The organism is Halomonas sp. 113, from assembly GCF_904067645.1.
Lineage (GTDB): Bacteria > Pseudomonadota > Gammaproteobacteria > Pseudomonadales > Halomonadaceae > Vreelandella > Vreelandella titanicae.
This window is the reverse complement of the sequence record NZ_LR881453.1, coordinates 468,251-489,996: the sequence shown is the minus strand read 5'-3', so window position 1 is coordinate 489,996 and position 21,746 is coordinate 468,251. Positions and strand designations below refer to the sequence as shown.

General features: G+C 57.8%; 16 protein-coding genes and 1 pseudogene. 14 read left to right on the top strand and 3 right to left on the bottom strand.

Annotated features, from left to right (window positions below; all coding sequences use genetic code 11):
• Positions 1-2: 2 nt before the first annotated feature.
• The 3 genes and pseudogenes from YERSI8AC_RS02515 to YERSI8AC_RS02505 all read left to right on the top strand — a co-directional run.
• A complete protein-coding gene (locus tag YERSI8AC_RS02515) occupies positions 3-3,119 on the top strand; it encodes a type I restriction endonuclease subunit R (protein ID WP_159176002.1) in 3,117 nt (1,038 codons plus the stop codon).
• Positions 3,116-3,826, top strand: coding sequence for a M48 family metallopeptidase (locus YERSI8AC_RS02510; protein ID WP_159176001.1), 711 nt, complete (start codon positions 3,116-3,118; stop codon positions 3,824-3,826). The genes YERSI8AC_RS02515 and YERSI8AC_RS02510 overlap by 4 nt, the downstream gene beginning before the upstream one ends.
• Positions 3,827-3,858: 32 nt before the next feature.
• Positions 3,859-3,963: pseudogene (locus YERSI8AC_RS02505) on the top strand (DNA polymerase III subunit chi); the annotation flags it as partial.
• Positions 3,964-4,065: 102 nt separating this feature from the next.
• Here YERSI8AC_RS02505 and YERSI8AC_RS02500 read toward each other — a convergent pair.
• On the bottom strand, positions 4,066-4,524 hold the full coding sequence (locus tag YERSI8AC_RS02500) for a Spy/CpxP family protein refolding chaperone (protein ID WP_159176000.1): 459 nt from the start codon (positions 4,522-4,524) through the stop codon (positions 4,066-4,068).
• Positions 4,525-4,685: 161 nt separating this feature from the next.
• Between YERSI8AC_RS02500 and YERSI8AC_RS02495 the strand changes: the two genes are divergently transcribed.
• From YERSI8AC_RS02495 to YERSI8AC_RS02480, 4 genes are all read left to right on the top strand, one after another.
• Positions 4,686-5,861 (top strand): MFS transporter, encoded by a 1,176-nt coding sequence (locus YERSI8AC_RS02495; RefSeq protein WP_138800415.1) that lies wholly within the window; start codon positions 4,686-4,688, stop codon positions 5,859-5,861.
• A gap of 167 nt (positions 5,862-6,028) precedes the next feature.
• On the top strand, positions 6,029-8,875 hold the full coding sequence (locus YERSI8AC_RS02490) for a valine--tRNA ligase (RefSeq protein WP_022520159.1): 2,847 nt from the start codon (positions 6,029-6,031) through the stop codon (positions 8,873-8,875).
• An 82-nt stretch (positions 8,876-8,957) separates the two neighbouring features.
• Positions 8,958-10,709, top strand: a complete 1,752-nt coding sequence (locus YERSI8AC_RS02485) for a chloride channel protein (RefSeq protein WP_159175999.1) — start codon at positions 8,958-8,960, stop codon at positions 10,707-10,709.
• A complete protein-coding gene (locus YERSI8AC_RS02480) occupies positions 10,636-11,817 on the top strand; it encodes an extracellular solute-binding protein (RefSeq protein WP_159175998.1) in 1,182 nt (393 codons plus the stop codon). Before YERSI8AC_RS02485 ends, YERSI8AC_RS02480 begins: the two co-directional genes overlap by 74 nt.
• 248 nt (positions 11,818-12,065) lie before the next feature.
• Here the strand turns inward: YERSI8AC_RS02480 and YERSI8AC_RS02475 are convergent, their stop codons facing one another.
• Together YERSI8AC_RS02475 and YERSI8AC_RS02470 are read right to left on the bottom strand one after the other, a co-directional pair.
• Positions 12,066-12,581 carry a GNAT family N-acetyltransferase gene (locus YERSI8AC_RS02475; RefSeq protein ID WP_022520162.1) on the bottom strand — a complete coding sequence of 172 codons (516 nt, stop codon included), beginning with the start codon at positions 12,579-12,581 and terminating at the stop codon, positions 12,066-12,068.
• A 41-nt stretch (positions 12,582-12,622) separates the two neighbouring features.
• A complete protein-coding gene (locus tag YERSI8AC_RS02470) occupies positions 12,623-13,222 on the bottom strand; it encodes a pyridoxamine 5'-phosphate oxidase family protein (RefSeq protein ID WP_138800410.1) in 600 nt (199 codons plus the stop codon).
• Between the two features lie 333 nt (positions 13,223-13,555).
• Here YERSI8AC_RS02470 and YERSI8AC_RS02465 point away from each other — a divergent pair, with 333 nt between their 5' ends.
• From YERSI8AC_RS02465 to YERSI8AC_RS02435, 7 genes are all read left to right on the top strand, one after another.
• The gene (locus YERSI8AC_RS02465; protein WP_009288508.1) at positions 13,556-14,599 is read left to right on the top strand and encodes an aminoglycoside phosphotransferase family protein; all 1,044 of its coding nucleotides are present in this window, start codon (positions 13,556-13,558) and stop codon (positions 14,597-14,599) included.
• A gap of 59 nt (positions 14,600-14,658) precedes the next feature.
• Positions 14,659-15,876: an ABC transporter substrate-binding protein gene (locus YERSI8AC_RS02460; RefSeq protein ID WP_027957787.1), complete on the top strand. Its 1,218-nt coding sequence runs from the start codon at positions 14,659-14,661 to the stop codon at positions 15,874-15,876.
• A gap of 2 nt (positions 15,877-15,878) precedes the next feature.
• Positions 15,879-17,552 carry an ABC transporter permease gene (locus YERSI8AC_RS02455; protein WP_022520165.1) on the top strand — a complete coding sequence of 558 codons (1,674 nt, stop codon included), beginning with the start codon at positions 15,879-15,881 and terminating at the stop codon, positions 17,550-17,552.
• 10 nt (positions 17,553-17,562) lie between these two features.
• A complete protein-coding gene (locus tag YERSI8AC_RS02450) occupies positions 17,563-18,201 on the top strand; it encodes an ATP-binding cassette domain-containing protein (protein WP_022520166.1) in 639 nt (212 codons plus the stop codon).
• Complete coding sequence (locus YERSI8AC_RS02445; RefSeq protein ID WP_039860670.1) at positions 18,188-18,898, top strand: TIGR04283 family arsenosugar biosynthesis glycosyltransferase; 711 nt, start codon at positions 18,188-18,190, stop codon at positions 18,896-18,898. The genes YERSI8AC_RS02450 and YERSI8AC_RS02445 overlap by 14 nt, the downstream gene beginning before the upstream one ends.
• On the top strand, positions 18,888-19,499 hold the full coding sequence (locus YERSI8AC_RS02440) for a TIGR04282 family arsenosugar biosynthesis glycosyltransferase (RefSeq protein WP_022520168.1): 612 nt from the start codon (positions 18,888-18,890) through the stop codon (positions 19,497-19,499). The genes YERSI8AC_RS02445 and YERSI8AC_RS02440 overlap by 11 nt, the downstream gene beginning before the upstream one ends.
• An 84-nt stretch (positions 19,500-19,583) precedes the next feature.
• Positions 19,584-21,746: an FAD-dependent oxidoreductase gene (locus YERSI8AC_RS02435; RefSeq protein ID WP_022520169.1), complete on the top strand. Its 2,163-nt coding sequence runs from the start codon at positions 19,584-19,586 to the stop codon at positions 21,744-21,746.

The following is a 21,746-nucleotide window of genomic DNA, read 5'->3' as shown; positions in this document are numbered from 1 at the left end:
TCATGGCTGTAACTCCTCGCCCAGAACGTGAAACCCAGCACCGCGTAGTGGCGCTATTCACTCAGCCTGAGAAAGAAGGTGGACTGGGCTATCGGCATCTGGGCGACTGGAGCAAACGGGGGAACAACCGCGCTATAGAGCCTGCTCTGTTGCGCGCTAATCTGCAGACGCGAGGTTACTCGGACGCCCATATCGCCCAGGCCCTTCAAAAGCTGGAAACCGCCGCTGATGTCACCGGAGTGGGTCTCTACCAGGCCAATATGCGCATCTATAACCTGCTGCGCTATCCGGTAAAAGTGCTACTTTCACCGGGTAAGCCCCATGAAGATGTGCACTTGATCGACTGGGAGCACCCCGAAAATAACGATTTCGCGTTGGCCGAGGAAGTTACGCTCAAGGGCGGACTTGAACGACGGCCCGATATTGTGCTTTACCTTAACGGCTTGGCGGTGGCAGTCATTGAACTCAAGCGCAGCTCGGTAGAGGTGGCCGACGGGGTGCGCCAACTTCGAACCAACCAAGAGCCGCTGTTCAACGAGGCGTTTTTCAGCACTTCACAACTGCTGTTAGCGGGCAGCGATTCCCAAGGTCTGCGCTACGGCACCACCGGCACCCCGGAGCAGTTCTTTGTGCAGTGGAAGGACGAAGACCGCCCAGAGGAGATCAGCCCAGGCACACTGCTGGATCGGCCACTGGCGCAGCTCTGCTGCAAGGAGCGGTTGCTGGATGTAATGCGCAACTTCGTGATATTCGATGCAGGGCAGAAAAAGGTACCACGTCCGCACCAGTACTTCGGGATCAAGGCAGCGCAGGCCCGGGTAGCCAAGCACGAAGGCGGCGTGATCTGGCACACCCAGGGCAGCGGTAAGAGCATCCTAATGGTGCTGCTGGCCAAATGGCTACTTGAGCATGACCCAGAGGGGCGCATTCTGGTGGTGACCGACCGGGACGAGTTGGATCAGCAGATTGTCGGCGTCATGCGCAACGCTGGCGTGGTGGGCGAAGACGCGCCCTCCCCACGCATTAACTCCCGCGCCCAGTTTGTAGAGAAATTGAGCGCCAGCACGCCCCGCCTTCTGTGCGCCCTGGTGCATAAGTTTGACCCATCTGACTTTAAAGGCGAGCCACCGCAGGTTCAGGGGCGCTTTTATGTGTTCGTGGACGAGTGCCACCGCACCCAGGGTGGCCACCTGAACAAACAGATGAAGCGCTGGCTGGCGGATGCCATTTTTATCGGCTTTACCGGTACGCCCCTGCTGCGCAAAGACAAACAGACTACCCGCGAGGTGTTCGGCACTTACATTCACACCTATAAGTTTCCCGAGGCGGTAGCCGATAAAGTCGTTTTGGATTTGAAGTATGAAGCCCGGGATGTGCCCCAGCGACTAACTTCACAAGAAGCCGTGGATGCTTGGTTTGAGCACGCCACCAAGAACCTGAATAACTATCAAAAGGCGATCTTGCGCAACAAGTGGGCGACGTTGGAACACCTGATGAGTGCCAAGGAGCGTAAGGAACGCATCATCGCCAATATCATTGAGGATTTCAGCCGCAAGCCGCGCCTAAACAACCACCGAGGCACTGCCATGCTAGTGGCAGCCTCGATCTATGATGCCTGCCATTATTTTCGACTATTTCACAACACGTATTTTGGCAAATACTGCGGCATCATCACGTCCTTCGATCCCAACCACAACGCCATCTCTCGCGAATCGGAACACAGTGGTGAGCGCTATAAGTTTGATACCTACAAACAGTATGTCTTGAAAGATGGCCAGTCCACCCAGCAATACGAAAATGAATTGAAACGCCGCTTCAAGGAAGAACCGGCCAATTGCAAACTGTTGATCGTGGTGAGCAAACTACTCACCGGCTTTGACGCACCCACCTGCACCTATATCTACCTGGATAACGAACTGCGCGATCACAACCTGTTCCAAGCTATCTGCCGCACGAACCGCCTGGATGGCGACGACAAGGACTATGGCCATATTGTCGATTTCAAGCAGCTGTTCGGCGATGTGCAGAACGCCATCGCGGTCTATAGCTCGGACGAGCTGGATCTTGATGACGGAGGTACGGCTGAGAACAACATCGAGCTGAAAGATTGGCTGAAAGAAGGCCGTGAGACACTGGACACTGCCCGCGAGGCACTCCACTACCTCTGCGACCCGGTACCGCCCCCAAAAGAGATCGAACAGCACATCCACTATTTTTGTGGCGAGGCTTACAACCCCGAGGCGCTGGACAACACCGAGACGCTGCGGATTTCATTTTACAAGGCAGTCACCAGCTTTGTGCGCGCTTTTGCCAATATCACTCAGCACCTGGACGAAGCGGGCTATTCATGGAACGAGATCCAGCGACTGAACGACGAAATGGCGTTCTACAGCGAGGTGCGCGACGCAATTAAACGCCACTCTGGTGAAGAGCTGGATATCAAGCCCTTTGAAGCTGATATGCGCCACCTGATCAACACCTATATTCAGGCTGATCCTGCGAGCAACATGGGCGCGGTGGACAGCTACTCGCTGGTGGAGCTGATTGTAAACACCGGCATTCACGATGCCATCGCCCAGAAGCTCAACGCCAAAGGTAAGCTGTCGAACAATGCGGTGGCAGAAGGCATCATCAATAATGTGCGCAAAACCATTATCCGCGAACAACTGACCGACCCACGCTTTTACGAAGAAATGTCGACGCTGCTCAATGACTTGATTGAGGAGTGGCGTTCTGAGACGGCCTCCTACCAAGAGTTTCTGGCGCGGGCCGAAGAGCTGGCCAAGAAAATGAGTGCAGGTCAGGCGTCAAACGAGTTACCCAGCGTATTGAAAGACAAGCCTGACGCAGCGGTATTGTTCAGAAACTTACCCCATCTGGCGCCAGAAATTGCTGATGCCAAGGATGTGGCCGAGCAGCCGCCACAATATATGGATCCATGGGCTCAGATGGCGCTGCGGCTTGATGCCGCCATGCGTGAGCAAGTGCCCGCACACTGGAAGGGCGACGAGGTTAAGGAGCGTCAAGTGCTTAACGTGCTCTACCCGCTGCTTAACCGCAACAGTGACGCCACCGAAGCGGTTTTTGACCTGATCAAAAATATGAACGGCTACGCATGACCGAAACTATCGAACTCGGCGACATCCACATCGCCGTTACCCGCAAGGCGGTGCGCAATGTTCACCTGTCTGTTCATCCACCGGAGGGCCGGGTGACGTTAGTGGCACCAGCAAACACACGTCTTGAGGTAGCCCGCGCCTATGCGATTTCAAAACTGAGCTGGATTCGCAGTCAGCAGTCCAAGCTCCAGCAACAGGATCGGGAAACGCCCCGGCAATTCATTAAGCGAGAGAGTCATTATCTCTGGGGCCGCCGTTATTTGTTGAACGTCGAAGAGAAAGAGGCCCGCCCCAACATCAAGCTCGACCACAAGCGCATCACGCTAAGGGTGCGGCCTGATAGCAGCCCCGAAAAACGCGCTCAAGTCATGCATGAGTGGCACAAACGCCTGCTCCACGAGGCCGTACCGCCACTGATCCAGCGATGGGAATCGAAGTTGGAAGTCACCGTCAACCGTTACTATCTTCAGCGCATGAAGACCAAATGGGGTAGCTGCAACCACCGAGCAGGCAACATCCGACTGAACACCGAGCTGGTAAAAAAGCCCAGAGACCTACTGGAATACATCATCGTTCATGAAATGGCACACTTGATTGAGCCAACTCACAATGAGCACTTTATCGCTCTATTGGATCAACATTATCCGGGGTGGCGTGAGGCGCGGTCTGAGCTGAATGCTCTGCCGTTGAAGGCAGAATCCTGGTGAGACGCGGTTTTATCTCGTAAAAAAGCCTTGCCGCCGAGATCATCAATCAGCACCCACAAGTACTGGTCGCCAAACGCGCCTACTGGCAGCGCTATAAAGAGATGGGCCATAAGGTCGTGCCGCATAAATTGGGGTAAATGGCCGAGGAGACCCTACACCCTAAACACGTGACCCCGCACTTGGCGGGGCCGTCAACAGAGTTGGGCAATCGTTGTCAGTGCGTCCCAGGCGTCGCTGCCTTAGCCACCCTGTTGCTGCATCTGCTCCTGCATCTGTTGTTGCATTTGCTCCTGCCGTTGAGCCATGGCTTCGTCAAGTTGTTCGCGCTGTTCTTGAGTGAATACGCCTTCGATCTGAGACTGTAAGATGATGCTATCAGCGGTCATCTCGGCCGTTAGGTCGCCAAGACGCTCCGCGTCCGCACGAATGGCAGCTTCATCGTAATCGGGCTGAACCTGCTCGCCGAGTTGCTGTTGCAACTGCCGGGCTTCCTGCTCCTTGCCACTGATTTTATCTTGCATCTGGGTCAAGAGGTTGCTCATCTCTTCTTTCTGGCCTTCATCCAGATCGACCATTTCGTCAAGTTGATCAACTTGGTCATCGACACTGGGAGTGCTACCAGCCATTTGCTGGGCCATGGCGGGAACACTGAATGCCAGTGCTGCAACGGCTGGAAGGAAAAGCTTGGCTACGTGCATAAAAACTCCAATTGCGAACAAATTTGTACTTCCTGCCCGACGAATCCTGACGGGTCTTGTGATCCGACACTGCTGTTTTTAAAAAATTCGTCGTAACGGTAAATTGTTGATTACCATTAGCGGGCTCTGGCCGCGCCCTTTGCCCTCATGGAGACGTAAACGTGTTCACGCGCTACCCGCTTGTTACGATTGTCATCGCCCAGCTGTTCGGCACCTCGCTATGGTTTAGCGTTAATGGCGTTGGCTTGGCGCTTCAGGAGGCCGTCGGCCTCAGCGAAAGCGATTTGGGTCTGCTCACCATCGCCGTTCAGGCAGGGTTTATTACCGGCACGCTGCTGATCGCAACCACTGGTCTTGCCGACCGAATTCGTGCCAGCCACCTGTTTGCGATTTCTGCCGTTCTCGGCGCACTGATCAACGCCGCCTTTATCGGCGCGGCTGAGAGCGTGACGCTCGCCGCTGTTGCGCGCTTTGCGACCGGGCTTTCCCTGGCGGGGATTTATCCGCTAGGCATGAAGCTGGTGGTGAGCTGGACACCCAGCCACGCCGGCGCCGCGCTGGGTTGGCTGGTGGGCATGCTGACCCTGGGCATTGCCTCGCCGCACCTGCTGCGCGGTTTAACGCTGCATTTACCCTGGCAGTGGCCGCTGCTGCTGGCGTCACTGCTGGCGCTGGCCGCTGCGCTAATGATTTTCAAGCTGGGCGTTGGCCCCCACCTGCCAGCCACCGCCAAAAGCGGCCGCCCCTGGGCAGGCCTGGCCGCTTTCAAACAGCCCCGCTTTCGTGCCGCCGCACTGGGTTATTTCGGCCACTGCTGGGAGCTTTACGCCCTTTGGGCGCTGGTGCCGTTTCTGGTCGCCCGGGAGCTGGAGCGCTTGGGTGCTGCAAACAGCGCTCAACCGTGGCTAAGTTTTGCGGTGATCGCGTTGGGCTTACCGGGCTGCGTGCTGGCAGGCAAATGGAGCCGACAGATTGGCAGTGCCCGAGTGGCCTGCGTGGCATTGGCTACCTCCGGTGCGCTCTGTTTGGTTTATCCCCTGTTGGGCAGCGCCTCGCCCTGGCTGCTGCTGGTGCTTCTCGGCGTATGGGGCGTTAGCGTTATTGCCGACTCCGCGCAGTTCTCTGCGCTGGCCAGCGCCACGGCTCCACCCGAGCGGCTAGGAGCAGCGCTGGCGATGATGAATGCGATCGGCTTTGGGCTGACCATTCCTTCCATTGCACTGGTCACAGCGCTGTGGTCGAGCCAGTCGCTGGCTGTCATTTGGTGGCTATTGCCGGGCCCCATCCTCGGGCTAATCGCCATGCGCGGATTTTCTGCCCATAAACAGCTCTCATAAACACATCACATACGTACTGTGCACCCACAATAGAGCGTGAGTAGCCCCTGACGACCACTGCCCTTACGCGGTATACTCACGCCCATTAAATTATGCATTTATGCATTTGCGCATTTATGCGTTTATACATTTTTGCACATTTCTCGCCAGCCGTGAGCCAACTCTCCATGGAAAAGACCTACCAACCCGAACAGATCGAAACCCGCTGGTACGAGCGCTGGGAAGCCGACAACCGTTTCGCCCCCTCCGGCCAGGGCACGCCTTTTTCGATCATGATTCCACCGCCCAATGTGACCGGCAGCCTGCACATGGGCCACGCGTTCCAGGACACCATTATGGATACCCTGACGCGCTGGAAACGGATGCAGGGCAATAACACCCTGTGGCAGGTAGGCACCGACCACGCCGGTATCGCGACGCAGATGCTGGTGGAGCGCAAGATTGCGGCTGAAGAGGGCAAGACCCGACACGACCTTGGTCGCGATGCGTTTATCGACAAAGTGTGGGAGTGGAAACACGAGTCCGGCGGCCATATTACCCGCCAGCTGCGCCGCATGGGCGCTAGCGTCGACTGGTCTCGCGAACGCTTCACCATGGACGACGGCTTCTACAAGGCGGTACAAGAAGTGTTTGTGCGCCTGCACGAAGAGAAGTTGATCTATCGTGGCAAGCGCCTGGTCAACTGGGATCCGACACTGCACACCGCCATTTCTGACCTGGAAGTGGAGAACAAAGAGCAGCAGGGCAGCTTCTGGCATTTCCGCTACCCGCTGGCGGACGGCGTCAAAACCAACGATGGCAAGGATTACCTCGTAGTCGCCACCACCCGCCCGGAGACCCTGCTGGGCGATACCGGTGTGGCGGTGAATCCAGACGATGAGCGCTACGCCTCTCTGGTCGGCAAGTTCATTGAGCTACCGCTGGTCGGTCGCCGTATTCCGGTGGTTGCTGACGAGCACGCCGATATGGAGAAAGGTTCGGGCTGCGTCAAGATCACCCCCGCCCACGACTTCAACGACTACGAAGTCGGCAAGCGCCAGAACCACCTGCTGATAAACGTCTTCTCCAAAGACGCGGCGATCCTTGAACAGGCCGAGATCTTCGACCTGAAAGGACAGCCCCAGCCCGATGTAGACGCCACTCTGCCTGCCAAGTACGCAGGTCTCGACCGCTTTGAAGCGCGCAAGCAGATCGTTGCCGACATGGACGCCCTGGGCCTGCTAGAGCAAGTCGAAGCCGTTAACAACACCCTGCCTTATGGTGACCGTTCGGGCGATGTCATTGAGCCGCTGCTCACCGACCAGTGGTTTGTAGCCGTGGAGTCCCTCGCCAAGCCCGCCATCGAAGCGGTGGAAAATGGCGATATCCAGTTCGTGCCCAAGAACTACGAGAACATGTACTTCGCCTGGATGCGCGACCTGCAGGATTGGTGTATCTCCCGCCAGCTGTGGTGGGGCCACCGCATCCCGGCCTGGTACGACGAGGAAGGCAATGTCTACGTTGCTCGTAGCGAAGCCGAAGCTCGCGAGAAGCATGAGCTCGGCCCCGACGTAACCTTGACGCAAGATGAAGACGTACTCGATACCTGGTTCAGCTCGGGCCTGTGGACGTTCGGCACCCTCGGCTGGCCGGAACAAACCCCGGAGCTGGAGACCTTCCACCCTTCCAGCGTTCTAGTGACCGGCTTTGACATCATATTCTTCTGGGTTGCCCGGATGATCATGATGACCCTGAAGTTCACCAAGCAGGTACCGTTTAAGACGGTTTACGTACACGGTTTGGTGCGCGACGGCCAAGGGCAGAAGATGTCCAAATCCAAGGGCAACGTACTCGACCCCATCGACCTGATCGACGGCATCACGCTGGATGAACTGCTCGAAAAGCGCACCGGCAATATGATGCAGCCGAAACAGGCCAAGGCGATTGCCAAAGCGACCAAGGACGAGTTCAAAGACGGTATTGAAGCCCACGGCACCGATGCGCTGCGCTTTACGTTCCTCTCCCAAGCCACCACCGGGCGTGATATCAAGTTTGATATGAGCCGCCTGGACGGCTACCGCAACTTCTGCAACAAGCTGTGGAACGCCTCGCGCTACGTGCTGATGAACGCCGAAGGCGAAGATTGCGGCACTGGTGGTGAAGAGGTTGAGCTTTCACTGGCCGACCGCTGGATTATCTCGCAGCTGCAGAAAACCGAAGCCCAGGTCACCAAGGCGATGGACGAGTACCGTTTCGACCACGCCTCCCAGGCGCTGTATGAGTTCGTCTGGAACGAGTACTGCGACTGGTACCTGGAGCTTTCCAAGCCTGTTTTGTGGGATGAAAATGCCACGGCAGAAGCCAAGCGCGGTACCCGCCGCACGCTGGTACGCGTACTCGAAGCGATTCTGCGCCTTGCTCACCCGATGATGCCTTATATTACCGAAGAGATCTGGCAGCGCGTGTCGCCGCTGGCAGGCGTGTATATGGGTGACGATGCGTCGATCATGCTGCAAGCCTGGCCAGAAGCCGACGAAAGCAAAATCGACGACCAGGCCAGCCTGGATATCGAGTGGTTGAAAGGCGTCATCATCGCCGTGCGTAACATCCGCGCCGAAATGAACATCGCCCCCGGCAAACCGCTTGACGTGCTGCTCACCAAAGGCAAGCCCGAAGACGCCGAGCGCCTGGAGAGCAACCGTCGCTTCCTTTCCAAACTCGCCAAGCTCGAAAGCGTTACCTGGCTTGAAAACCCAGACGACGCCCCGCTCTCAGCCACGCAGTTGGTGGGCGACATGGAAGTGCTGGTACCGATGGCGGACCTGATCGACAAAGACGCCGAAATCGCCCGCTTAAGCAAAGAGATTGAGAAGCAGGACAAGCTGATCGGCGGCATCGAGAAGAAGCTTAGCAACGACGGCTTTATCGCCAAAGCCCCGGTAGCGGTGGTGGATAAAGAGCGCGGCAAGCTGGCCGAATTCCAAGCCACCAAGCAGTTGCTGGAAGAGCAGCGCGCTAAAATCTCAGCGCTGTAAGTCCTCCCCCGGCGCCAGGCAGCTCTGACTGCATGGCGCCGGCGCGCTTGCCCGCTGATCGGATAGCGCCTATAACGGGTAAATGGACTCCCCCAGCACAGACAGCGTTTCGCCCCGACACCCCCTGGCAGTCTTGCGTTTCCTTGGCTTGGTACTCTTGGGCAGTGTCGTCGGCGGAGTGGCGGCTCTTGTAGCCGTTGGCTTCGTCAATGCGGTGGTATGGCTCAACGACCTGCTGTTGATCTCCCCCCGAGGCCAGATGATGGCTGCAGACACCTCTCTGGTGATACTGGCTACCCTGCTGGTGCCAACCCTTGGGGGGCTGCTCGTTGGTCAACTGCACCGCGGCCTGCCTGGGGGCCGCCCCCATACCCCTGCCGACGCCATCGCAGCCGTCCAGACCCGCCGAGGTCGCCTACCCGCCCAGGCTGGTGCTCTCTCAGCGTTAAGCGGTTTGGTGTCGTTAGGCGCAGGCGCCTCGGTGGGTCAGTACGGCCCCCTGGTACATCTCGGCGCGACTCTCGGCTCCCTAATCACACGCTTGCTGCGCCTGGGGCGCTCAGAGGACAATATCACTATCGCTTGCGGGGTAGCCGCAGCCATCGCTGCGGCCTTTAATGCACCACTGGCGGGCATTGTCTTCGCCCACGAAGTCGTGCTACGCCACTATGCCCTGCGCGCCTTCGCGCCAGTGGCTTCCGCCGCCATCGTCGGCTATGTGCTGGCCACTCAGTTGCTTGCTCAGGGGACGCTGTTCCATATCACTGAGCCTGGCGTGCCTCAACCTTGGGAATTCGCCCTTTTCCTAGCCTTGGGTGGCCTAGGCGCCTTGGTGGCTGGAGGCTATATGCATGCCATTCTTGCCATGGGCCAGCTGGCCAAGCGGCTACCGCTGCCCACCAGCCTTCATCCCGCACTAGCCGGGGCTTTGCTCGGCCTAACGGCTCTTTGGGTACCCGATATTCTCGGCATGGGCCAAGAAACCCTGCGCTTCGCCACCTTGCCCGGGGCCTATAGCGGCGGCGAGCTGCTGATGGTACTGCTACTAAAGCTGGCCGCGACCGCTTTGTGCCTGGGGCTGGGCTTCGCTGGTGGTGTCTTCAGCCCAGCGCTGGTGATCGGCACCCTCTTCGGTGCCCTAGCGGGCACCCTGGTAGCGGAGCTGGGGGGCGGCCAGGAGACGTTTATCTTCTATGCGGTGTGCGGCATGGTCGCGGTCACCGCACCGGTTCTCGGCGCGCCTCTTACCACCCTGCTGATCGTCTTCGAACTTACCGGCAGTTATGCGTTGACCACCGCCGCCCTGGCCAGCGTCACGCTAGCCAATCCTCTGGCCGCCCAACTGTTCGGCCGCTCGCTATTCGATATTCAATTAGCCCGCCGTGGTTTGGATCTCTCCGCTGGCCGCAGCCGCGCCGTGCTCCAGGAGGCGCGGTTGACCGAGTTGATTAGTCATGATGCCGTCACCCTGGCCCCCGCGACCCCACTGAAAGCGGCCATCTCGCGCCTTAGTCAAGCGGGCCATGGCGAAGCTTATCTGGTGGACGACCGAGGCCGCTACCAAGGCTGCGTGACTCTGGCAGGCCTTGAGACCCTCCGCGAAGGCAGCGAGGCTACAACCCTGGCCGACTGTCCCGAAACGCCCCGCCCAGTGCTAGAGCCGCACGCCTCGCTTTGGGAGGCAATGCAGCAGCTACAAAAGGTCACCGGCGAGGCCATCGCCGTCGTGGATGACGAACGGCGCTTCTTGGGGGTGGCCTATGAGTCGAGCATTGCTCGAGCCTTCTTGCATCACAGCGACGCCCTACGACGGGAGGAACACGGTGCTGGCTAGACGATTGATCCCAGGACTTCTGGCCGGGCTGCTCGTCCTGGCAACCCCCATCAGGGCGGGAGTGCCCGACGCTGCCGACTCTCTGACGGTATTGAGCTGGGGCGGTGCCTACGAGCACGCCCAGCGCCTTGCCCTCTTCACACCCTTCACCGTGGCCCATGATGTACCGGTGGCAGTGGACAGCTATAACGGCGGCCTGACGGAACTGCGCCAGGCCGTGGCGGAGAACGATGTCCCCTGGGACGTACTCGATATGACCCGCAGCGAGGCCATGGCAGCCTGCGAAGAAGGGCTGCTGGAGCCGCTACCCCCCGAACTGGCGGCCCCCGCGCCGGACGGTACCCCGGCACCCCAGGATTTCTTCTCTGGTGCCCTAGGGCACTGTTTTATCAGCCATTCAATTTTTGCCACTGTCGTGGCCTATCGCCGTGATGCGTTCCCCGGAGAGCGCCCCACTCGCATCGCCGATCTCTTCGATCAACAGCGCTTCCCTGGCCCTCGGGCCTTGCAACGCACGCCGGCGGCTAATCTGGAGTGGGCGCTGCTCTCCTACCGGGTCCCCCGGGAAGAACTCTACCGCCTGCTCAGTACCCGCCGTGGCCTGGACCTGGCCTTCGCCCGGCTGCAAGGCATCGACAAACTCCACTGGTGGGAGGCCGGTGAAACCCCGGTGCGCCTGCTGGAGGAGGGCCAGGTGGTCATGGCTTCCGGCTACAATGGCCGCTTCTTCGCCGCCATGGTGGAGCGCGACCTGCCCATCGAGATCCTCTGGGACGGCCAGCTCCAGGAACATGAGACCTGGGCGATCCCCCGCGGTGCCCCGAACCCCGAGGCGGCCCAAACATTTATCCGCTTCGCCACCACCAGCGAGCGCCAAGTGGAGTTGGCCCGGCATATCCCCTATGGCCCAACGCGACGCTCTGCTGCTATGCAGGTTACCACCCACCGCGACAGTGGCCTGGACATGCGCCTGCATATTCCCACCCACCCCATCAACGCCCAGGGTGCGGTGACCAAGGACGAGACTTGGTATGCCCGTACCCAGGAACGCATTGAGGCCCTCTTTCGCGAGACCCTATTTCGTGAAGCCCTGACGACACAAGAATGAATGCGCAGTGCGGTTTCAAAAAATGGGCGGTTACAGTTAACGTGGCAATGCTGATAACCGTACTACGACATTGGGAACGAGGTGATCGCACTCCCCATGGCCCAGCGCTGGCATTACTGCATAGCGTTGCCAAGAAACCAAAGGCTGTACTGAGAGCATTGGGCTAACAGAAATGCTCTTTTAAATTAAATTCGATATTTTTGAATTTGAAGCTGTCATCTACTATTTCGGTTCACTCAGACTGAGTGTTATTGCGTATTACCCAACCGTTTAACCATTGGCTGCACCATAAGCGCGGAACCAACCCTCAGCGCTTCAAGCGGCCCCGTTGGAAGATATCCAGACGAGGTATAAAAACCAACTGCAGCTTCGTTGCTTGTTGTTACTGCGAGCTTTATACACTCACACCCTTTATTTACAGCCCAGGTACTAATTTCACCTAGAAGCGACTTGGCGATCCCCTTCCCTCGCAGCGCAGGTGAAACCCACATTTGGTAGATATGCGCCATTTTCGTATCGGGCTCATGTATTACCCCCCAGGCTAGGCCAACCGCTTGGCCCTCCAACTCAGCAATTAAGGGCAGAGCGTCCAGGCCTCGCCATTTCAGATCCAAGCGTGTCTGCCATTCAGTGTCTGAGAGCGTTACTTCCTGCTCGTAAGTTGAGCCAAAAGAGTCAGGCGCATCCTCAAGAGAGTTCAACCGCGCCAACTTATAAAGCTGCCAATCTTGCGGGGTTAATACTCTGCTCTTTACGTCACTCATGATCGAGATCTTCCTGCATGATGATGAGGGCCCCTGAGGTGCTAAATATCTTGTGCGTAACGCGCAAGCATCTCTTCCTGTGACTCGGGGGAGCCGCTACGACCTATTTGCTCGTGAATCATCTGCCCCATCGTCGGCAATACGGAACGCTCGCGACGGCTCTCATCTGCCCATAGTTTGGAGCGCATAAAGGCTTTAGCGCAGTGAAGGTAAGCCTCCTCAACCGTCACCTCAATAACCACTTTTGGTGCTCGCTTCTCTGATGCAAAAAGCTGCAGCTTTTCTTCATCCACCGAGACATGCGCCGCGCCATTTATGCGTAGCGTCTCATCGATCCCTGGGATTAAAAACAGCAATCCAGCCTGACCGCTCTCGACAATATTTTTAAGTGAATCCAATCGGTTATTACCTGGAGAATCTGGAATTACCAAAGTAAGGTCATCAACCACCTTGATAAAACCTGGCTCTCCTCCACGTGGCGACGCATCAAAGCCCGACGCGTTTCCAGTGGCGATGACCACAAAGGGAGAAAGCTCGATAAATCGCTGACAGTGCCGGTCAAGTCGCGATAGCTGCTTCTTCAGCGCTCTCTCCTTTGGCTCAGGATATAGCTGGTATAGCTCTTCGGTGGTGCGAATCATAATTCCCCCGATACAAAAACTGCCGTCTCAATAATAATGAACCAGGCACCCGCTATTGCTCGCGCGTAAATGGCGATGGCTGTTAACGGTAAGCAATCCCGACAACGCCAGCTCTAATCCCACAAAATCTACTTAACCACAACGCTAGCAGAAAATACTCCGAAGATAATTAACTTATTAGTTATGACTCATAATATCTATGCAGCGCTAGCGCATGACATATTGGTCCCCTTACCACTCACTTTAACCACATTTTCTTACGAAACGTGTAAGGTTGGTACAAGAACGGCCACTAAGTGGCATCGCTGATTCAGCAACGACACGGACTGCTCTATGCCGACACCAACCGAAGCGCGTTTACAGGCTCTGGCAAGCGAATTAAAGCGGGCCGGGATTGCATACCATGAGCTTACGCCGATGGCGGATACCGGGCTGGCCCATGATCATGTGTGGATCCATCGCAGCGTGGGCGATGACTGGGTGGCGCGACTGCCGAAGCAGAGTCAGATGAATCTGCCGCCTGAAGAGAACCTTGCCTATCAGACTGCCTGCTACCAGCGCTCTAGTCCTGGCGGACACACGCCAGCACTTTACGGCACTCTGCCGCCGAGCGAGGCACTGCCCCGGGGTGGGTTACTGGTTGAGGCTATCCGTGGCCGCTTGGCCAAGTTGCCGGAAGACCTGCCTGCCATCGCGGATGCTCTAGCCAGCTTGCATAGCCAACCGCTGCCCAGTGTCGCAGAGCAGGCACCACTGCTTGCCCCCGAAGACCCATGGCAAGCGATGATAGATGAAGTGCGTCAGCAGGCTAACTGGTTGAGCGACGCGCAACTTTCGAGCAAGGTCACCCAGCGCATTAAGCAGGAGCTGGACTTACTGCCACCTCACTTAAGCGATGCCGCGCCGACACTGATTAGCTTTGACACCCACCCTGGCAACTTCTTAATCCACGACGATGGCCGCGCGGTGTTGGTGGATTTAGAGAAGTGCCGCTACGGCCTGCCGGGTATCGACCTCGCCCACACCAGCCTCTACACCTCGACCACCTGGGACGTAAGCAGCCAAGCGGTGCTATCGCTAAGTGACGTGATTAGCTTTTATCGCCGCTGGCAAGCCACCATGGGTGAAACGCCGGACATCGACACCCTCATTGCCTGTCGCCGCGCTACCTGGCTCTGGTCGTTAACCTGGTGTGCCAAGTGGCGCGCCCAGCACTTAAACGCCGTAGATGCCCAGCAGCGCGGGGAAGACTGGTCCGCTGAACTCACGGATCCCGCCGTGATCGACCACGTGCGCGACCGCGTTGAGCACTACTTATCGTTAAACATTATTGATCACGTGCACAGCGAGCTACAGTGTTTGCAGGTTTCCCTATAACATCTAATTTTACTAATATTTCTTAGCTGTGCTTACGCTTCTAACAAAAGGGATATTCGATGCCTACTCGCCACCCTCTTCGCCTCGCTATTGTCACCACGATGCTTGCCTTCACGGTTCCGGCATCAGCCAACCCCGACCCTAGTGATTGGCAAAGTGTCGTGGCACAGGCCGAAGGCCAAACCGTTTACTGGAATGCCTGGGGCGGTGATACGCGCACCAATCGCTACATCGACTGGGTGGCGGAGCAAATGCAGGCACAGTACGGCGTCGATGTGGAACACGTAAAGCTGGACGATACCGGCAGCGCGGTAGCTCGGGTACTGGCAGAAAAGCAGGCGGGCAACCACACCGAGGGCAGTATCGACCTGATTTGGATCAACGGCGAGAACTTCGCTGCGATGCGCGAAAGCGACCTGCTGTTTGGCCCCTTCGCTGAGTCGCTGCCCCATTTTGCGCTCACCAATGCCGCCGATAACCCTGAGGTGGTGACCGACTTCACGTTACCTACAGAAGGCTATGAATCGCCCTGGGGTAAAGCGCAGATCACCTTTTTTTACGATAGCGCTCAAACCGAGACACCACCCCAGAATATGCAGGCACTACTCGCCTGGGCCAAAGCCAATCCCGGCCAGTTCAGCTATCCGCGTATTCCCGACTTCACCGGCAGCACCTTTTTAAAGCAGGCGCTGATCGAGCTCACCGATCAGGAGGAGGCGCTTTACCAGCCAGTTTCAGAAAGCGACTTTGAGGCTGTCACCAAACCTCTGTGGGCCTATTTAGATGCGCTGCACCCGCACCTGTGGCGCAGTGGTCGTACCTTTCCCGACTCCGGCCCCAACCTGCGCACGTTGATGAGCGACGGCGAGCTAAGTTTGGCTTTTTCGTTCTACCCCACCGATGCCGCCGTGGCAGTCATGGAGTATGAGCTGCCCGAAAGCGTGCGCAGCTACGTGCTGGAAGGCGGCACTTTGGGTAACGTTCACTTTGTGGCGATCCCCTATAACTCGCCGCATAAAGCCGGGGCCATGGTGCTCGCCAATTTCCTGCTTTCACCGGAAGCTCAGGCGCAAAAGCAGTCGCTAGCGATGTGGGGAGACCGCAGCGTACTGGATATCGATCAGCTAGACGCCGAGAATCAGGCGCTGTTCGAGCAGGGTGATCGCCATCCTTCCGAGCTACCGGCGGACGCGCTGTCCAACACCCTACCCGAACCACACCCCAGTTGGATGACCGCCCTGCAAAATGCCTGGCTTGAGCGTTACGGCGTTAACTAACGATGCTGCGACTGGCCCCAGCACTCATCATTGCCCTGCTAGTACTCCCCGTTGGGGCGGGTCTGATGATGGTGCTGCTGCCTGCGTTTGGCTACTTACCAACGCTAGGCGGCCATGGCGCTAGTTTAGCCCCCTGGCAAATGCTGTTCGACCAGCCGGGGCTAGGACGTTCAGTGATGGTTAGCTTTGCCAGCGGGTTAGTCAGCACAGCCGTAGCGCTGGTAATTGTGGTGCTGTTTTTGGCCGCCAGTCGGGGCACTTGGTTAGATCGCGGCATACGACGGTTGGTATCACCGCTGCTCGCCATCCCTCACGCCGCTATCGCCTTTGGGTTTGCCTTTTTGATTGCCCCTTCGGGTTTGGTGGCGCGGCTGATATCGCCGTCGCTAACAGGATGGGAGCGCCCCCTGGACATGCTGATCATCAACGATCCCTGGGGATTCTCCCTAATGGCGGGGTTGGTACTAAAAGAAGTACCGTTTTTGCTGCTGATGAGCCTGGCGGCACTGCCGCAGTTAGCGCCGGAGAAGCGCTTGATGCTGGCAAGATCGCTAGGTTACTCGCCTACCATCGGCTGGTTAAAAACGGTGCTTCCCTCGCTCTACCCACTGATTCGCCTGCCGGTTTATGCAGTGATCGCCTATGCCACTTCGGTCGTCGATATGGCACTGATTCTTGGCCCGAAGCTGCCCCCCACGCTGAGCGTATCTATCTTGGGTTGGTTCAACGACCCGGATATCAGCCAGCGTTTTATGGCCTCGGCGGCGGCGGTACTGCAACTGGGCGTCACTGTCGCTGCACTGCTGTGTTGGTGGTTGTTAGAACAGCTGATCCGCAGCCTGACGCGGTACTGGCTGATCAATGGCAGCCGCCAGCGTGGCGAAATCATCCTGCGCCTCGTTGGCCGCTCGGCATTACTGTTTTCGAGTATCACAGCGCTGGCAGCCTTGGTTGGGTTGGGGCTATTTTCACTGGCCGGTTTTTGGCGCTTTCCAGAAGTGTTGCCACAGATGCTAACGCTGGATCACTGGCAACGCAGCGGCCCTATGCTGGCTACACCGCTCATTAATACGGCATTGATTGGACTTGTTTCTACCGCCTTGGCTACGGCGCTAGTGCTAGCAACGCTGGAAAATGAACACCGTCAGCACATTCAACCCAAGCGCGCGTTATGGTTACTCTATTTACCCCTATTAGTGCCGCAAATTGCGTTTCTATTTGGGCTAATCGTGGCCGCTGAAAGCCTGGGCATTCGCCCTCAACTTGGCTTGGTTATCGCTGGTCACCTGCTGTTTGTACTGCCCTATGTGTACCTCTCCTTGGCTGAGACCTATCGCCGCTTGGATCCGCGTTGGCTCAAAGTAGCGCGTTCACTGGGGGTGTCACGCAGTGCCGCTTTTTGGCGGGTTCGCCTGCCGCTGTTGCTCGCGCCGCTGTTAACAGCGTTTGCCGTAGGCTTGGCAGTGAGTATTGGCCAATACTTACCCACCCAGTTACTCGGTGCGGGCCGCGTGACCACCGTGACGACCGAGGCAGTCGCGCTTGCCTCTGGCAGTAATCGACGTTTAATCGGCGTCTGGGCATTAGTGCAGGCTGGGTTACCGTTGATTGGCTTTATGCTTGCGCTAGGGCTGCCCCGTTTATTGGGTACCCACCGCCGTGATTTAGCTACTTAAGAGGGACAATGTGACAGCTTCTTTTTGCGCGCCGCTACGCCTTGAGCAAGTTAGCATCGCCCTGGCAGGCCGTGAGTTACTGGCAGTGGATGCCACGATTAGCTCCGGTGAAGTACTCACGGTAATGGGGCCTTCGGGGTCGGGAAAATCCACTTTATTGGCGTATATTGCAGGCTTCCTTGATCGCGAATTCACCGCCAGCGGCGGCGTATGGCTGGGCGAGCGCAATTTGCTCAGCCTTCCCGCCGAACAGCGCAACATCGGGCTTCTGTTTCAGGATCCGCTGCTATTTCCGCACTTAAGCGTGGGCGGCAACTTGCGCTTCGGACTGCCTCGCCATCTAAAAGACAAGCGCCAGCAGGTTACTCAGGCACTTGAACAGGTTGGGCTAGCAGGCTTTGAGTCCCGCGACCCCGCCACCCTTTCCGGCGGCCAGCAATCACGCGTGGCGTTGATGCGCCTGCTGCTCTCCAAGCCGCGAGCGGTGCTGCTGGACGAGCCGTTTTCCAAGCTGGATACGGCGCTGCGCCAGGAGATGCGCACACTGGTGTTTAGCCAATTGCACACAGCAGGCCTACCTGCGCTCCTGGTCACCCACGACCACGAGGACGCCAATGCAGCAGGAGGGCCGGTTATTGAGCTCGGCTGACCAACCACCTCGGCTGAGCATCGTGATACCGGTGCTTAACGAGGCCACGGGAATTGAGGCGTCACTGACACCGCTACAAGCGCTGCGCGACCAGCGCATTGCGATACCCGTTGAGATCATTGTCGTGGATGGCGGGAGCAGTGATGCCAGCGCTCACATTGCCAAACCACTAGCAGATCGAGTGCTCAGCAGCCCAGCCGGACGAGCATTGCAAATGAACCTGGGCGCTCAGCATGCCACTGCGCCCGCACTGCTGTTCCTGCACGCGGATACTCACTTGCCCAAGAACGCCGTTGAGCAGATAACCCAAGCGCTTAACGGCCACGCCTGGGGGCGCTTTGATATTGAGCTTGCAGGCCGCAGCGGCTGGCTGCCCGTGGTGAGCTGGATGATGAACCAACGCTCACGGCTCACCGGCATCGCCACCGGCGACCAGGGCATGTTTATGCGTGCGAGCACTTTCAAAGCAGCCGGTGGTTTTCCCGAACAGCCACTGATGGAAGACATTGAACTGTCTAAACGACTCAAACGGGTGTCTCGGCCCGCCTGTTTGCAGGCGAAAGTGGTAAGCTCGGGCAGGCGCTGGGATGAGGTCGGCGCTTGGAAAACGATCCGCCTGATGTGGCGGCTGCGCTACCGCTACTGGCGCGGCGTTAGCGCAACCCAACTCGCCAAGGAGTATCGCGATGCCCGCTGAAACGCCCCACCTGCACCTGCTAGCCAAAGCGCCGCTGGCGGGGCAAGCTAAAACGCGCCTGTCGCCCCTACTCGGTTTGGAAGGTGCGGCCAACGCCCACGCGGAGCTGGTACGCCACTGCGTCGCAAATGCCTGCAAAGCGCTGCCTGCCGCCAATGTCACACTATGGACAGCGCTTGATCACGCCCACCCGCTGTTTATCGAGCTTCGCGAGGCATTTGGTGTGACGCTAAGCGCCCAGCCAGAGGGTGACTTAGGCGCAAGGGTTCGCCATGCCCTGAACAGTACTCCAGGGCCCGCTATGCTAATGGGCAGTGATTGCCCAAGCATCACCAGCGCGCTAATCACCACCTGCGCACAGCAGCTAGCCAGCTTTGAGGTGGTGATGTTGCCCGCCGAAGATGGCGGCTACGGCTTTGTGGGTACCCGGCAAGACTACCCTGCGTTGTTTGAAGATATCCCCTGGGGTACCCAAAGCGTGCTGACCACCACGCAGCAGCGTATTGAAGCATTAGGCCTCCAGGTCGCCTACCCCGCGACTATTTGGGACGTGGATCGCCCTGAAGACTGGCAGCGCTGGAAGGAGCTAGAGAATCTCTAATTAGCCGTTTCAGTGTAAGGAAACGGGCACTCTCCTCACTCAGTGACAACCGATACTTCCCTTATTAGCGCTGGAGTTTTTATTGTGACCCGACAACGTTTGATTATTGCAGCGCTACTGATCACAGCCATTGGCGTGTTTTTCATTAGCGGTGCCCATCAATGGTTCACCCTGGAAACCATCAAAGCATACCAAAGCGACTTCCAAACGGCATTTACTCAAAATCCTTGGCAGGTAGCGGGGATCTTTTTTGCTGTTTATGTGGTGATAACGGCGCTCTCACTGCCGGGCGCCACGCTGATGACCTTACTTGGCGGTGCGCTATTTGGGCTCGGCTGGGGGCTACTGATTGTCTCCTTCGCTAGCACCATGGGGGCCACGCTGGCCTTTCTACTTTCACGGTTTCTTTTCCGTGGCCCTATCGAAAAGCGCTTTCCACGCCAGTTTGCCTCGGTGAATCGCGGCGTGGAGCGCGATGGCGCTCTTTATCTATTTACCCTGCGTTTAGTGCCGGTATTTCCGTTCTTTATGATCAACCTGGTCATGGGTCTAACGCGCATAAAAACCGTCACTTTTTATTGGGTAAGCCAGCTCGCGATGCTGCCCGGCACCGCCATCTATGTGAATGCGGGTGGGCAGTTGGGCGAGCTAGAGAGCCTTGGGGGTATTCTTTCACCGACGCTTATCGCCTCGTTTTTACTGCTGGCCATCTTCCCCTGGATAGCTCGACGCATTGTACAGCTGGTTCAGAAGCGCAAAGCTTATAAAGGTTTTACCCGGCCAGCGGGCTTTGACTACGACATTGTGGTGATCGGCGGCGGCTCAGCCGGGCTGGTTACCAGCTATATCGCCAGCGCCGTGAACGCCAAAGTGGCGTTGGTGGAAAAACACAAGATGGGCGGCGATTGCCTGAATACCGGCTGCGTTCCGTCTAAAGCGTTAATTCGTGCCGCCCGCGCCGCCCATGAGGTTCGCACCGCACACCGGTTCGGAGTGACTGCCAGCGAGCCGCAGGTCGACTTTGCCAAGGTGATGGGCCATGTGCATCAGTCGATTAGCGATATCGAACCCCACGACAGTATAGAGCGCTATAACGGCTTGGGCGTTGAGGTGTACCAAGAGCACGCCAGGCTGATCTCGCCCTGGGAAATACAGGTCGGCGATAAAATCCTCACCGCCCGGCATATCGTGCTGGCCACCGGCGCACGTCCCCGGGTGCCGTCGCTACCGGGTATTAAGAGCGCCCCCGTTTTAACTTCCGAGAACCTCTGGTCGCTTACTGAATTGCCCAAGCGTTTAGTGGTGCTGGGCGGCGGTGCCATTGGTTGTGAGCTAAGTCAGAGCTTCGCTCGCCTGGGTAGCCAGGTCACCCTGGTGGAAGGCGTTTCCCAACTGCTGGGCCGTGAAGATCCAGAGGTCGGTGAGCTAATCGAAAGCACCCTGGCGGGCGAAGGCGTGTCGGTGATGACCGATGCCAGGGCGTTGGAAGTTCTCAACGGAGAGACAGGCTATCAGCTAGTGGTGGAGCATGACGGCGACCGCAAAATACTACCGTTGGACTACCTGCTGGTGAGTGCCGGTCGCCAGGCCAATGTGGAAGGCTTAGGGCTCGAAGCGCTAGGCATCACGACCACCCAAGCGGGCCCCCTTGAACTTAACGAGCGTCTGCAAACCCGCCTACCCAATATCTGGGCCTGCGGTGATTTGGCAGGGCCTTATCAGCTTACCCACGCTGCTGCTCACCAGGCGTGGCATGCGGCCGTCAATGCGCTGTTCGGCGAGCTGAAAAGCTTTGCGGTGGATTACCGCTATATGCCCGCCGTCACCTATGTACAGCCGGAAGTGGCAAGGGTGGGATTAAACGAAAAAGAGGCTAACGCACAGAGCATTGCCTTTGAAGTTACCCGCTACGCCATGGGCGAAAGCGACCGCGCCATCGCCGAAGGTGCCACTCAAGGCTTTATCAAAGTGCTTACCGTGCCTGGCAGAGACAAGATTCTCGGTGCAACCATCGTGGCGGAAAACGCCGGTGAATGGCTGGGTGAATTTACCCTCGCCATGAAGCACGGTCTGGGCCTCAACAAACTACTGGGTACCATCCACCCCTACCCCACGCTGGGCGAGGCGGCAAAGGCCACTGCCGGGGTGTGGAAAAACGCCCACAAGCCCGAACGAGTGCTGGCACTATTGAAGCACTACTTCAATTGGCGACGCGGTGACAGTTCAGCTAAGAAAATTGACACCTAG

What these genes read in the sequence shown, in the direction of transcription:
- YERSI8AC_RS02515 (WP_159176002.1), top strand. Translation starts at nt 3, where the DNA reads ATGGCTGTAACTCCTCGCCCAGAACGTGAAACCCAGCACCGCGTAGTG.
- YERSI8AC_RS02510 (WP_159176001.1), top strand. Translation starts at nt 3,116, where the DNA reads ATGACCGAAACTATCGAACTCGGCGACATCCACATCGCCGTTACCCGC.
- YERSI8AC_RS02500 (WP_159176000.1), bottom strand. Translation starts at nt 4,524, where the DNA reads ATGCACGTAGCCAAGCTTTTCCTTCCAGCCGTTGCAGCACTGGCATTC.
- YERSI8AC_RS02490 (WP_022520159.1), top strand. Translation starts at nt 6,029, where the DNA reads ATGGAAAAGACCTACCAACCCGAACAGATCGAAACCCGCTGGTACGAG.
- YERSI8AC_RS02485 (WP_159175999.1), top strand. Translation starts at nt 8,958, where the DNA reads ATGGACTCCCCCAGCACAGACAGCGTTTCGCCCCGACACCCCCTGGCA.
- YERSI8AC_RS02480 (WP_159175998.1), top strand. Translation starts at nt 10,636, where the DNA reads ATGAGTCGAGCATTGCTCGAGCCTTCTTGCATCACAGCGACGCCCTAC.
- YERSI8AC_RS02475 (WP_022520162.1), bottom strand. Translation starts at nt 12,581, where the DNA reads ATGAGTGACGTAAAGAGCAGAGTATTAACCCCGCAAGATTGGCAGCTT.
- YERSI8AC_RS02470 (WP_138800410.1), bottom strand. Translation starts at nt 13,222, where the DNA reads ATGATTCGCACCACCGAAGAGCTATACCAGCTATATCCTGAGCCAAAG.
- YERSI8AC_RS02465 (WP_009288508.1), top strand. Translation starts at nt 13,556, where the DNA reads ATGCCGACACCAACCGAAGCGCGTTTACAGGCTCTGGCAAGCGAATTA.
- YERSI8AC_RS02460 (WP_027957787.1), top strand. Translation starts at nt 14,659, where the DNA reads ATGCCTACTCGCCACCCTCTTCGCCTCGCTATTGTCACCACGATGCTT.
- YERSI8AC_RS02455 (WP_022520165.1), top strand. Translation starts at nt 15,879, where the DNA reads ATGCTGCGACTGGCCCCAGCACTCATCATTGCCCTGCTAGTACTCCCC.
- YERSI8AC_RS02440 (WP_022520168.1), top strand. Translation starts at nt 18,888, where the DNA reads ATGCCCGCTGAAACGCCCCACCTGCACCTGCTAGCCAAAGCGCCGCTG.